12 protein-coding genes are annotated in these 13,187 nt (G+C 57.7%); 5 read left to right on the forward strand and 7 right to left on the reverse strand.

Annotated elements, in window-relative coordinates; genetic code table 11:
* Positions 1-25: 25 nt before the first annotated feature.
* Together PL599_RS20830 and PL599_RS20835 are read left to right on the forward strand one after the other, a co-directional pair.
* The gene (locus PL599_RS20830) at positions 26-361 is read left to right on the forward strand and encodes a PilZ domain-containing protein (RefSeq protein ID WP_077982961.1); all 336 of its coding nucleotides are present in this window, start codon (positions 26-28) and stop codon (positions 359-361) included.
* Between the two features lie 191 nt (positions 362-552).
* Complete coding sequence (locus tag PL599_RS20835) at positions 553-2,541, forward strand: bifunctional 2',3'-cyclic-nucleotide 2'-phosphodiesterase/3'-nucleotidase (protein WP_269824231.1); 1,989 nt, start codon at positions 553-555, stop codon at positions 2,539-2,541.
* 43 nt (positions 2,542-2,584) lie between these two features.
* On the opposite strand, the gene PL599_RS20840 is transcribed toward PL599_RS20835, so the two are convergent.
* Entirely contained in the window at positions 2,585-3,127 is a 543-nt protein-coding gene (locus PL599_RS20840) for a DUF2087 domain-containing protein (RefSeq protein ID WP_269824230.1), read from the reverse strand.
* A 290-nt stretch (positions 3,128-3,417) separates the two neighbouring features.
* Entirely contained in the window at positions 3,418-4,386 is a 969-nt protein-coding gene (locus PL599_RS20845; protein WP_269824229.1) for a LysR family transcriptional regulator, read from the reverse strand.
* Positions 4,387-4,534: 148 nt separating this feature from the next.
* Between PL599_RS20845 and PL599_RS20850 the strand changes: the two genes are divergently transcribed.
* Positions 4,535-5,152: an FMN-dependent NADH-azoreductase gene (locus PL599_RS20850; protein ID WP_269824228.1), complete on the forward strand. Its 618-nt coding sequence runs from the start codon at positions 4,535-4,537 to the stop codon at positions 5,150-5,152.
* A 32-nt stretch (positions 5,153-5,184) separates the two neighbouring features.
* Here PL599_RS20850 and PL599_RS20855 read toward each other — a convergent pair whose 3' ends face one another.
* From PL599_RS20855 to ilvA, 3 genes are all read right to left on the reverse strand, one after another.
* Entirely contained in the window at positions 5,185-6,450 is a 1,266-nt protein-coding gene (locus tag PL599_RS20855; protein ID WP_191217780.1) for a GGDEF domain-containing protein, read from the reverse strand.
* Between the two features lie 117 nt (positions 6,451-6,567).
* Positions 6,568-6,879: an HlyU family transcriptional regulator gene (locus PL599_RS20860; RefSeq protein ID WP_077982496.1), complete on the reverse strand. Its 312-nt coding sequence runs from the start codon at positions 6,877-6,879 to the stop codon at positions 6,568-6,570.
* Between the two features lie 71 nt (positions 6,880-6,950).
* The gene (gene ilvA / locus PL599_RS20865) at positions 6,951-8,225 is read right to left on the reverse strand and encodes a threonine ammonia-lyase (RefSeq protein ID WP_077982497.1); all 1,275 of its coding nucleotides are present in this window, start codon (positions 8,223-8,225) and stop codon (positions 6,951-6,953) included.
* 80 nt (positions 8,226-8,305) lie between these two features.
* Here ilvA and PL599_RS20870 point away from each other — a divergent pair, with 80 nt between their 5' ends.
* Together PL599_RS20870 and PL599_RS20875 are read left to right on the forward strand one after the other, a co-directional pair.
* Positions 8,306-9,763 (forward strand): TrkH family potassium uptake protein, encoded by a 1,458-nt coding sequence (locus PL599_RS20870; RefSeq protein WP_269824227.1) that lies wholly within the window; start codon positions 8,306-8,308, stop codon positions 9,761-9,763.
* A gap of 106 nt (positions 9,764-9,869) precedes the next feature.
* A complete protein-coding gene (locus PL599_RS20875) occupies positions 9,870-10,124 on the forward strand; it encodes a heavy-metal-associated domain-containing protein (RefSeq protein ID WP_003521591.1) in 255 nt (84 codons plus the stop codon).
* A 325-nt stretch (positions 10,125-10,449) separates the two neighbouring features.
* Here the strand turns inward: PL599_RS20875 and PL599_RS20880 are convergent, their stop codons facing one another.
* Together PL599_RS20880 and PL599_RS20885 are read right to left on the reverse strand one after the other, a co-directional pair.
* Positions 10,450-11,943, reverse strand: coding sequence for an ABC transporter substrate-binding protein (locus PL599_RS20880; RefSeq protein ID WP_269824226.1), 1,494 nt, complete (start codon positions 11,941-11,943; stop codon positions 10,450-10,452).
* Between the two features lie 230 nt (positions 11,944-12,173).
* On the reverse strand, positions 12,174-13,184 hold the full coding sequence (locus PL599_RS20885; RefSeq protein WP_269824225.1) for an ABC transporter ATP-binding protein: 1,011 nt from the start codon (positions 13,182-13,184) through the stop codon (positions 12,174-12,176).
* Positions 13,185-13,187: the final 3 nt, after the last annotated feature.

Here is a 13,187-nt window from a genome sequence, read left to right on the forward strand (position 1 = left end):
GGAAACAATTCATTTGAGCAGCAAAATGACAAACAACCTCAATATGGCGACCCGGACCGCGCCCCGCAGCAAAACCAGGATTTTTGCGACCGTGCATTATTTCAGCCAGTCGACCAGAGGGCGTGTTGTCGATCTCTCCGCCACCGGAATGGCGCTCGAACTGGACGGGCCTTTCGCGGCTGCCAAGGGCAGCCGGGTCAAGGTGCAGAGTGAAGATCTGGGCTTCATCGAGGGCGTCGTGCAGTGGCAGCACATGAACCGCCTTGGCCTGCAGCTCAAGCTTTCCACCAATACGCTGGCGCAGCTATCCTCCTATTTTCGCTTCTTCCACGAAGAAGTGAGACCAACCCTCGCGCGCTGATCCAGAGCACGGCAATGCGCATTCTCCAGTGCGGCGACACCTGCGCCGCACTGCCGTGATAAAAAATTTATCAAACGGTTGAAAACCGGCCCATCTGTCACGGCCCTGTCATTTTGGTGATGGACTCCTCTGCGATTGCTTCTACCCTGTCATTTTTCAAGACAGAGCAAGCTTCATCCGAAGGAGTTCCCATGTCGTCGCTTCTCGCTCTCCACCCCATTACCCGGCGTTCGCTGCTGGGCGGCATCGCAGCCTCCTCGGCGCTGGTGATGCTGCACCCTTTTGCTGCGCGTGCGGCGACCAACCAGGCGCATCTGCGCATCATGGAAACGACCGATATCCATGTTCACGTCTTTCCCTATGATTATTACGCCGATAAGCCGAACGACACGATGGGGCTTTCGCGCACCGCCTCGATCATCGACAAGATCCGCGCCGAGGCCGGCAATTCGATGCTGGTGGATAATGGCGACTTCCTGCAGGGCAATCCGCTCGGCGACTATATCGCCTATGAGCGCGGCATGAAAGCCGGCGACAAGCACCCCGTGATCAACGCCATGAACGTGCTGGGGTATGATTGCGGCACGCTCGGCAACCACGAATTCAATTACGGTCTCGACTATATGTCGAACACGCTGGCGGGCGCCGGTTTCCCTTATGTCTGCGCCAATCTCACCAAGGGCCAGCTTGCTTCCGATCCGAAAAACGACGAGCTGTTCTTCAAGCCCTATGTTATCCTGGAAAAGCAGATACGCGACGGCGGCGGCGTGACGAGCCCGGTCAAGGTCGGCATCATCGGCTTTGTGCCGCCGCAGATCATGATGTGGGATTCCAAGAACCTCGAGGGCAAGGCCCAGACGCGCGACATCGTCGAGGCGGCAAAAGCCTGGGTGCCCGTGATGAAGGAAGAAGGCGCCGATATCATCATCGCCCTTTCCCATTCCGGCATCGATGGCAAGGGCCAGAGCGACCGCATGGAAAACGCCTCGCTCTATCTGGCGGGCGTGGAAGGCATCGACGCCATCTTCACCGGCCACCAGCATCTTGTTTTCCCCGGTCCGAAGACCTGGGACGGTATCGAGGGTGCGGATGCGGTGAAGGGCACGCTGATGGGCAAACCGGCCGTGATGGCTGGTTTCTGGGGTTCGCATATGGGCCTGATCGACCTGCTGCTCGAAAAGGACGGCAAGAGCTGGAAGATCGTCGACTTCACCTCCGAAGCCCGGCCGATCTATCATCGTGACGACAGCCGCAAGGTCGTTGCCGACTACACCGACAAGCCAGAGGTTCTCGCCGCCGCCAAGGCCGATCACGAGGCGGCCCTCGCCTATGTGCGCCGTCCCGTCGGCAAGACCTCCGCACCGCTCTATTCCTATTTCGCGCTGGTAGCCGACGACCCTTCCGTGCAGATCGTCTCCAATGCCCAGACCTGGTATATCAAGGACATGCTGAAGGAAGGGCAATACAAGGATCTGCCCGTGCTTTCGGCAGCAGCCCCCTTCAAGTCCGGCGGTCGCGGCGGCGCGGATTATTATACCGATGTCCCCGCCGGTGACATCGCCATCAAGAACGTCGCCGATCTCTATCTCTATCCCAACACGGTGCAGGCGGTGCTGATCAACGGCGCGCAGGTGAAGAACTGGCTGGAAATGTCGGCCGGCATGTTCAATACGGTCGAGGCCGGCGCAAAGGACGCGCCGCTGCTCAACGCCGACTTCCCGTCCTATAATTTCGATGTCATCGACGGTGTTACCTACCAGATCGATATTTCCAAACCGGCGAAATTCGACAAGGACGGCAAGGCGGTCAACCCGGAGAGCAACCGCATCGTCAACCTGCAATTTGAAGGCAAGCCCATCGATCCCGAGCAGAAATTCGTGGTGGCCACCAATAATTACCGTGCGAGCGGCGGTGGCAAATTCCCCGATATCGCCGGTGACAAGGTGATTTTCGTGGCCCCCGACACCAACCGCGACGTGATCGTGCGCTACATCATCGATCAAGGCACCATCAATCCGTCCGCAGACGCCAACTGGTCTTTCGCACCGGTGGCCGATGCCACGGCGATCTTCGAGACCGGCCCCAAGGGCCGCCACTATGCAACCGATATCAAGGGCGCAAAAATCGAGGATGCCGGCGATGGCGCGGAAGGTTTCGCGAAGTTCCGTCTGGTTCTTTAACGACTGTACCCTCCCGGCGGCTTATCGTCGGGAGGGCGTTTTCCTATTCGCGCCCATCGAGCGTTCGCAGCAGAAGCGGCAGTTCCAATGGCGGCTTCTGCTCTACACGCCGATAATCGCTACCATCGCGGTTGCGGCGGATGAGCCTCAGGCCGACCATGTCGCGCCTCAGCATGGCTGCATCCCCGAACAGGTGCAGGCTATCCAGAAAGCTGTTGAATTCGCGCTCTGAAAAGCTCTGCCGGGCGGGACTTTTCGCCCACAGATACCAGAGGCACAGTTCCTGATGCGAGCGGCGGGCCGGCCATTGCATCATCCGGCCGGCAGCGTCGAAGACACGAACTGTCTTCAGCACCCTGCCCTCATTGGCGGCCGAAAGCATCTCAGGTCGGGATTGCCCACTTTCAGCGGATGGGTTTCTTGACGCGCGCAGATGCTGGAAATTTCGGAACCCGGCAGCGCGGCTCAGCAGATTGAGCATCTCCACATGGCTTGGCTTTCGGTCCAGCCTGCCGATCTGTTCACGGACGGATTTGGCGAAAGTCGACAGGTCAGCGATATCAATGGAAAGGATCGAACGTGGCATGACTTACCCTCATGTGCCATTCCGAAAAGGTGTCGCTGATCGCCGTCTTCCGACATGGCACAGGATAAGTGCTGTCAAACTTTAAAAATGCAGGTTTAGCTTCCCTTACGGGACGGCGATGCCTCGGTGAACTGCTGACCGTAATTTAGGTATAGGCAGGCGATCCACCCACGTCAATTGGCCTTGCTGGCATAGCGCCGAGGCTGCCGCTTGCTTTTTCTCCCCGGCGGGGAGAAGAAACGCGCGGCACCTTCTCAGCCTAAAGGTAATTGTCGCGACTTCAATCAATGTCACTCAGCGGCGACAGCAATGGTCCTCTGCTTTTGGGCAGCAAGCATCCCGTTGAAATCCTTATGCTTCGGACAGGCCGACAGGCGCTGCTGAAATGCTTCGGTGAGCCATTGGCCGGCGGGGCCGGCGGGTGAATCGACACGCCGCAGCGCAAAGAGCGGATATTCGCCCTGCTCATAGGCCTCGAGTTCAAGCGCTTTGAGGCCGCCATTGGCCAGGTCGTTCCGCACGATCGATGCGGGCAGGCCGCCCCAGCCCAGACCGCCCTTAATGAGCTGGTATTTGGTGGCGATGTCACTGACGCGCCATGTCTTGTAGGACAGCACGTTGAAATCCCGTCCCTTGGTCAGGCCCGAGGCATCCGTCACCACGAGTTGAACTTCCTCACGCACATCAGAGAGAACCAGCGGCCGCTCGATCTGCGCCAGCGGGTGGTCTGACGCAACCACCGGCAACATGAAGGAATGGCCGACCTTTTCCATCACGAGTTCATCGTCCTGGCGCAATACCGCCCCGCCGATGCCGATGCCGGCCTTGCGGGAAAGCACCATCTCCATGACCATGCCCAGCTCGCCGACATTGAGGCTGAGGGTGACGGTGGGGAACTGCTGGCGAAAATCCCGCAGCACGGCCACGACAGCCTCAGCCGGCACCATGGTGCTGATGGCAACCGAGAGTTCCGCCTCAAGCCCCTGCTTCAGCCCCTTGGCGCGGGCGCGCATCTCCTGCAGGCCGGCGACAATACGTCTTGCATCCTCCAGCATGGCGCGACCTTCATCCGTCAGCTTCGGCTGGCGCACGCCGCTGCGCTCGAACAGTGTCACTTCAAGCTGCGCCTCAAGATTGGCGATGGTGTAGCTGATCACCGACTGCGCACGATTGAGCGCCCGTGACGCGGCGGAAAAACTGCCGGTCTCGGCCACCGTCAAAAACACCTGCAATTGATCGAGTGTCGGGTTCGCGTCCATGTACCATCCATTTCATCGATAGATTGCTTCCACATTATCACAGTTTTCTTGATGGCAACAATTTTCCATATAGGGGCAAAGGAAGGGCATCGTGCTCTCCCGCCCTCCCAAGGCGCCCGTCAATTCATCGCTTATGCAAGGAAAGACCATGTCCAACATTCTTCTCATCACCTCCAGCCCGCGTGGCGACGAATCGGTTTCCAACAAGTTCGCCGGTGAACTGGCGGGCAAGCTGAAGGCAAAGTCGGCTTCCAACACCCTTGTCCACCGCGATCTCGCTGCTGACCCGATCCCGCATCTCGACACCGTCAAGACCGCCGCCATCCGCAAGGCGCCCGACCAACGCACGGCTGAAGAAGCGGTTGCCGCCGATTATTCCGACAAGCTGGTAACCGAGCTTCTGGCCGCCGACACCGTCGTCATCGGCACCGGCCTCATCAATTTCAACATTTATTCCGGTCTGAAGTCCTGGATCGACAATGTCGCGCGCGCCGGCCAGACCTTCAAATACACCGAAACCGGCCCGGTCGGCCTTGCCACCGGCAAGAAGGTCTACATCGTTCTGGCCGCTGCCGGCGTTTATTCCGAAGGCCCGGCCGTTTCGATGAACCATGCCGTTCCCTACCTCAAGACCGTTCTCGGCTTCATGGGCATGACGGATGTGGAAGTCATCTACGTCGAAGGCCTGGCATTCGGTCCGGAAGCAGTCGAAAAGGCCGTAGCTGCCGCCGAAGCCAAGGTTGAAGAGCTGGCGCAGGCCGCCTGAGACAATTTAATGGAGGCTGATGCGGTAATGTATCAGCCGACCCACATTCCGTAACGGCCGTGGACCTGATCACGGCCGTTATTTTTTGCCGCATAGAGCCGCGAGTCGGCTTCCGACAGAAGTTCCATAAATACCCGCCCGTCCTCAAGACCAGTTGCAACACCGATACTGACGGTCAACGGCGTTCCATCGGGCCGGCGCAGACCCGCCAGCACGGCGGCGCGCAGACCTTCCGAGAAGGCGAGCGCGGCCTCATGCGACATCGCCGGAAGCAGGGCCACAAATTCCTCGCCGCCGAAACGGTAGAGATGACCATGTGGCTGGACCGACCGCTTCAGCACGGCTGCGAATTCGCGCAGAATTTCATCGCCCTGTAGATGACCGAAGGTGTCGTTGACGGTCTTGAAATGATCGATATCGACGATAAGCACACTGATCGCCCGCCTCTTTTCGGCGCAGTCAAGCACGATGGAAGGCGCGTCGAGTTCCATGCGGGCACGGTCCGAAACACCCGTCAACATGTCGCGCCCGGAGCGCGACAGCAGTTCTTCGTAACGTTCGCGGAAAGTCAGATCGTTGAAGACATCCGCTATGTTGCGGCGTGTGAGGAAACGGCCCTTGGCGGATGTCAGCCCAAGATAGATCGCGAAGAGCAACGAATAAACGGCAACGGCTGACATCTTCGCTTTCCAGCCATCGTAAAAGACATCGAGAGGTGCGTTGAACAACAATCGCAGCGCTCCATAAAAACCTGCCTGATCGAGGCTCAGGATAACGACGCCGCAAATCGCGAAGCGCAGCACGATATGGCGCTGCAGATAACGACCCAGCTTTTCGTAAAAAAGGATGATGGCGATGGCGTCGATGTAAAGCAGGCTGGTTCCCCAAACCATCAGCACGCCCATCTCATCCAGAAATGCGGCGCTGACCGACTGCCCGGGAACAATCGCCACCGTCTGATGAAAACGGATGATCTGCGCCATGATGACGGTCAATATATTGCCGAGAAACAGGCCGTAGATCGGTTGCCGAACAACCGCCGCGTCCTCGCGCATATAGAGCATGAGGATCATCATCAGCTTGCCGGCAAAAAGGATCGAGGAGCCGGGCGACACCACGCCAAAGGGCAGCTGCACATAAAAAACGGCCGCCAGATAGGTTTCCAGGAAGTGCATGACGCCCAGCGCGGTGAGAAAAACACCAATGCCGAGAATATGCCGGTAATGAAGGAATGCCGTCATTACCGAAAAATAGACGATGGCCTCCGTCAGGAAGAGGGCCAGATTTGCCCATTGCATCGGCACACGCCCTATCGATCCACATCACGCCGGTCTATCGGCGCGACTCCATGCCCTTCACAGACGATAGGCCCAAGCAACCAACGGAATCTTAATTTAGAGAATAAGAAAACGTCATCATTTTCCTGGAAAAAGCGACGCGCCGTTCTGCTCAATGATGAGCTTCGCCTTGCGGATCGTGAACTCCACGGCATCGTCCATGCTCGTGAAGACGTCGGCGCGCACAAATTCATGCACCAGCACTTCGTCGCCGGCCTTTTTCTCGATACGGCCCGCCAGGCGGAACTGGCCGCCTTCCTTGATCGGCGTCGCATAAATCAGATAGTCGCCATGCGCATGCGGCTCGGCCTGCGCCACCTTCTGCGGCGCGTCGGCGGACGGCTGGCCGGAGCCGAAGGCCGAGAGGATTTTGGAAAAAAACGATGCCATGGCTTTCACTCCCTCAATCAATCATACGTGGAAAGGCGGCGCTACACCGCCCTTCCCTGTGCCTTGCCGGATCAGATGATCAGGTTCGACAGAATGTCGTTTTCGGTGATGTCTTCATAACCGAGACCCGCCGCTTCAAAGCGCTCCAGCAACCCGGCGAAGTTTTCCTGCGCATTGGTTTCGATGCCGATCAGGATCGAGCCGAAGTTGCGGGCCGATTTCTTCAGATATTCGAAACGGGCAATATCATCGTCCGGGCCGAGCAGATTGAGGAAATCTCGCAGCGCACCAGGACGCTGCGGCAGGCGCAGGATGAAATACTTTTTCACGCCTGTGTAACGCATGGCGCGTTCCTTCACGTCCGGAAGGCGCTCGAAATCGAAATTGCCCCCGGAAACCACCGCAATCACCGTCTTGCCTTCCAGCCTTTCGCGGCCAAGCTTTTCCAGCGCGGCAATCGAAAGGGCACCAGCGGGCTCCAGCACTACGCCTTCGAGGTTCAACATCTCGATGATCGTCACGCAGATGGCGTTTTCGGGGATGAGCTGGACCTGATCGGCCGGAAAATCCTTCAGCGCCTTGAAATTCAGGTCGCCAATGCGGGCGACGGCAGCGCCGTCGACGAAATTGTCGATCTTGTTCAGCGTCACTGGTTCGCCGCGTTCGAGGCTCTTCTTCAGGCTCGGCGCGCCCTCAGGCTCGCAGAACACGAAGTTCTCCTTCTTCACCGTACCGGCCAGAAAACCGGTCAGGCCAGCCGAAAGACCGCCACCACCAACCGGCATGACGACGATGTCAGGCTTCGTGCCTTCCGGAAGCTGATCCATGATCTCGGCGGCGACCGTCGCCTGTCCTTCGATGATGTCCTCATGGTCGAAGGGCGGCACCATGTAGCCGTCATTATCCTGCACGTGCTGGCGTGCGGCGGCATAACACTGGTCGAATATATCGCCCACTAGACGGATCGAGATAAATTCGCCACCGAAGATGCGGGTTTTTTCGATCTTCTGCTGCGGTGTGGTCACCGGCATGAAAACGACGCCGTGAACACCGAAATGACGGCAGGCGAAGGCGAAGCCCTGCGCATGGTTGCCGGCCGAAGCACAGACGAAAACCTTGCCCTTGCCGGCCTTGGCCACCGCTTTGCGCAGAAAGTTGAATGCGCCTCTAATCTTGTAGGAACGAACCGGGGACAGATCCTCACGCTTCAGCCAAATCGACGCGCCATACCGACGGCTGAGATGTTCATTCAACTGCAGCGGTGTTTCGGGGAATATTTCCCGCACTTCCCGCCGCGCTGCTTCCACAAGCTGCTTGTCCACGATAGTCAATCCATTGAAATTCATAATGGCACCCGCTATGCCATAGGAAGGCGTCCGAGACAAAGACTCATTTCAGCGCGGCAACAAACTCCAGGTTTCATTTCTTGAACAGCAACCTTCTGCGCTCGGTCATATATGTGGCCTCCATTTTCGGGCTTTACATGGCGACAGCCATGTTTCTGCCGGCGCTCACCGATCTCTATTACGGCAATGACGACTGGATGGTGTTTGCGCTGTCGGGTTTCATGTGCGGGGGCTTTGCGCTTGCCTGCGCGCTGGCGACGCGCGGGCCGATTGCCGCCTTCAACAAACGTTTCGGCTTTTTGCTCGTCAACTTGCTCTGGCTGGTCTTTTCAATTGTCGGCGCGGTTCCGCTTTACCTGTCCGAACTCGGCCTGACACTTGGCCAAGCGATTTTCGAATCCGTTTCCGCCATTACGACAACGGGATCCACCGTTGTTTCCGGGCTTGACCACGCCCCGCAGGGCATCCTCCTCTGGCGCTCGCTGCTGTGCTGGCTTGGCGGTATCGGTATCGTGGCGCTCGGCCTCTTCATCCTGCCGCTGCTGCGCGTCGGCGGCATGACGTTCTTTCGCATGGAATCCTCCGATACCGGCAATGACCGGCCTTTCGCGCGGCTCGCAAGCTTCACCCGGGCTTTCGTGGCCATTTACATCATCATGACGCTTGCCTGTACGATCGCTTACGATTTTGCCGGCATGTCGCACTTCGATGCGCTGAACCACGCCATGTCGACGGTCGCGACCGGTGGTTTCTCCACCCATGACGCCTCTTTCGCCTATTTCAACAATACGGCACTGCTGTGGATCGCCACCGTCTTCCTGATCTTCGGCAGTCTGCCCTTCTCGGTGATGATCCTGTTGGCCGTGCGCCGCCGGCTGGAAACGCTGCGCGACCCCCAGATCGTCGTCTTCCTGGGATATCTCTGCGCGATTTCCATCGCCGTCGGCGTCTATCATCATCTCAGGAACGGCGTGCCGCTGAACGACGCGCTCAGCCATTCCTTCTTCAACATGACCTCGATCCTTTCCACCGGCGGCTTTGCCAGCGACGACTACACGCTCTGGGGGCCTTTCGTCGTCGTTGTCGCCTTTTTTGCCACCTTCATGGGCGGTTGCTCCGGGTCCACGGCGGGCGGCATCAAGGCCTATCGTTTTCTCATCATGTTCAACGTGGCGCGGGCGGGCCTGAAGAAGCTGATCTATCCGAACGCCGTTTATTCGGTTCGTTATGGGCAGCAGGTGGTCGATCCCGATACGATCCGGACGATTTTCCTGTTCGTCAGCTGTTATGTCGCGCTTTGGATCGCCGGCAGCCTCGCCATGAGTCTGATGGGTTATGATTTTCTCACGTCCATATCTTCGGTGGCAACGGCGCTCGGCAATGTCGGACCGGGTATCGGCCCCGTCATCGGCCCCTCTGGTAATTTCGCCACCATTAGCGATCCGGCGCTTTACGTCCTGTCGATGATGATGCTGCTAGGGCGTCTGGAAATACTGACGGTCCTGGTGCTGCTGATGCCAATTTTCTGGCGCAGCTGATATCGTGGCACACTTGTTGAGCGCCGGCGAATAAAGCGCTTGACCTTCCCACGTTGGAATAGTCCAGGCTCCTCCCGTTAGAATTCCAAACCATGGAGAACCGCCTATGTGCACCGCTCACCAGCATCACGCCGAAACCACGACGGCGCCGGTTGATGCAGACCTTTCTTTTCACGTTGAGGACATGACCTGCGGTCACTGCGCCGGAGTGATCAAGGGCGCGATCGAAAAGACCGTTCCCGGCGCTGCCGTGCATGCCGATCCGGCAAGCCGCACGGTCGTGGTTGGCGGCGTCTCCGATGCGGCACGTATTGCCGAAATCATCACCGCTGCTGGCTATACGCCCGAAGCGCGCGCCTGAACGAAAAAATGCTGGCGGCAGCTTTTCCATGCTGCCGTCGGTCTGCCTTGCCACTCGGTTCACGCTCGATTTCAGCGTAAGGAATGGATGAGGTCCAATATCTCTCCATCGCTCCTCGGCAGATATCCCCTTTTTTCTCGGACAAGACGGCAGTACGTTGCTCAAAACCAATTGCCGACGTCGCCGACATCGATCGTGGCGAAAACCGCGTCGCAGGCGGGCCTATCCCCATGCGAGCGCGGGAGCGTTGAGCGGGTCTTTGAAGCCATGCGATTTCTTTGCGCAACCCGGCTCCTCAGAGCCGGGCTCCCTTCGCAATGCCGATCTACTTGATCGCCATATCCTTCGTCAGCACGAAATAGTTGATCGGATGCGGCCGGAAGTTTTCGAGTTTTTCGGAATAGGCATCGAACACGGTTTCATGGACGAGAAAGACCGAGACGGCATCATCATAAATCTTCTTCGCTATCTCACCATAAATCGCGTAACGCTTGGTGGGCTCCACTTCGGCATAAGCAGCCTTGATCAACTTGTCCGTATCTGCATTGCAATAATGCGAGATGTTGTATGTGCCGGTGCAGGAATAGTCGGCGTTGAGATATCCAGCCGGCTCAATCACATCCGTGGCATAACCGCGCGACAGCAGCACCATGTCGAAGTTGCCGGCAAGAAGATCAGGCTCAATCGCACTATATTCTGCGACACGGACACCGGCCGTGATCCCTATCTCCTGCAACTGCGCCTGAATAATAGCGGCCACATCCTTCAGCTCGGTCTTCATCGTGTAAGCAAGTATGGTGACTTTCAGACTGCCCGGGGCGATGCCGGCCTCCTGGAGGAGAGATTTTGCCTTTGCCACGTCATAGGCCGATGCGGGTTCTTCCACCGCCCATGGCTGCCCCGGGGCAAACGGCATGCTCGCGCTTTTGACCTTCTCTTCGTAAATACTGCTGGCGATGCCGGCGGCATCGATTGCCGCACGCACGGCCTCACGAACCTTTTTATCGTTGAACGGTGGCCTGGAATTATTCAGCAGCAATTCTGTGATACGCGGTACCGAAATGGTGGCGACCTTAACTCCCTTGGTTGCCTCGATGGATTTGATCGACCACGGCGGGACCAGGCGCGAAATCTGCACTTCGCCCGTCCTTATCTGGGTGGCGCGCGTGTCTGCGTCGGGAACGAAATTAACGCGACCCCCGTCAAGTTTCGGCATGCCGCCCCAATATCCGTGATTGGCCTTCATGACCATATATTGATTGGGATCGACTTCCGTGATCTCGAACGGCCCGGTGCAGGTGCCGATAGGATTGATCTCGCCGTCCTTATAGGCCGATGGCGCAAGAATGGCAGTGGCGGGGCTTGCCAACTGCGCAGGCAACAGCACCGACGGTTCGATCGTCGTCACCTTAACAATATCATCGCCAACGGCCTCCACACTGGCGATCTGTTTCGGCGAAAAGGCACGGGCAGGAACGGATGCTTTCAGGAGATTGGTGAGCGCGTTGACGACTGCTGCGGCGTTAAAGTCTTCGCCGTTCTGGAATTTGACGCCCTTGCGCAGCTTGAACTCCCACACTTTAGGCTCGATCTGCTTCCAGGACTCCGCAAGAGATGCCTCCTGCCTCATGTCGAAGCCAATTCTGACAAGGCCTTCATAGCACCCGACACGCATGCCCATTGTGGAATCATCCGACGCCATCTGCCATGCGGCTTTTATGGCGTAGTTGTCATCATAGGTCACAGTGCCGGCATTTGCGGCATTAGCCCCGAAAGCCCCGGCAATGGCGCAGGTGGTTAAAAGTGCGTGCTTTATCATTGCATAATTCCCCTTATCTTTGATGGCGACGCTCACAATCTAATTTCCCTAAGCTTTTAATATTATCTATCATTAATTACAAAGAATCACGTTGACGGACACGACAATACATCCGCATTCTTTACATTCATTTTATGTTTTTTATTCGGAATTTTATTCCGTTGTTACTTTACGTACGCACTATTCGACTGTTTTTCACATTCCCTGAAAAACATTCAGTGCACCGTTTCTCAACCCAGTTCCCGCCAGCGGTGGCAGCGCGCAAAGTGCTCTCCGGAAACGCCTTCCAGAGCCGGCTCAACCTCACCGCAGATTGCGGTCGCATATTTACAGCGGGTGTGAAACTTGCAGCCACCAGGAGGGTTGAGAGGGCTCGGCAGATCACCGTCCAGAAGCATTTCCGGTGCATATAACCCCGTCTCGTCCAGCATCGACGAGGCGATGAGAGCTTTCGTGTAGGGATGCTTGGGCGCGCGGAAAAGCTCTTCGCGGTCGGCGATTTCAACGATGCGTCCGAGATACATCACGGCAATGCGATCACAGAGATAACGCACCACACGCAGGTCATGAGAAATCATCAGAACCGTCAGGCCGTGGCGGCGCTTCATGTCCATCAGGAGGTTCAGGATCTGCGTGCGCATCGAGGCGTCGAGTGCCGATGTCGGTTCATCACAGACAAGGAAACTCGGATTGAGAAGAAGCGCGCGGCCGATGACGACGCGCTGCAACTGGCCGCCGGAACACTGGCTCGGATACCGATCGTAAAAGGAACCGTCGAGACCGACTTCCTCCAGCATTCGGAAAACACGCGCCGTGCGCTCCTCGCGGGTGCCGATGCCGTGCTGGGCAAGCGGCGCTTGCATGCTCTGGCCAATGCGCATACGCGGATCGAGTGCGGAATAAGGGTCCTGAAACACCAGTTGCACAACCCGGCGCACGCGCCGGAGCGCCTCGCCCTGCATGTGCAATATGTCGTGATCTCCGATGCTGACCTCACCCCGCGTCGCGTGCGTCAGGCGCGTGATCAGTCCGGCAACAGTGCTTTTGCCGCAACCGGATTCGCCGACAAGGCCCAATACCTCCCCCTCGCCGATCGTGAGGGAAACATCGTCGACGGATTTCACCACACGGTGACCAAGGCCCGATATGGGATAATATTTGCAGAGATTCTTCGCGACCACATAGGGCCGGCCGCTGTTTTCCGCCGATGGCGGCATCTGTGTCATGGCTTTGGATAACATCAT

This window comes from Agrobacterium sp. ST15.16.055, from assembly GCF_027956555.1.
Classification (GTDB): domain Bacteria; phylum Pseudomonadota; class Alphaproteobacteria; order Rhizobiales; family Rhizobiaceae; genus Agrobacterium; species Agrobacterium salinitolerans.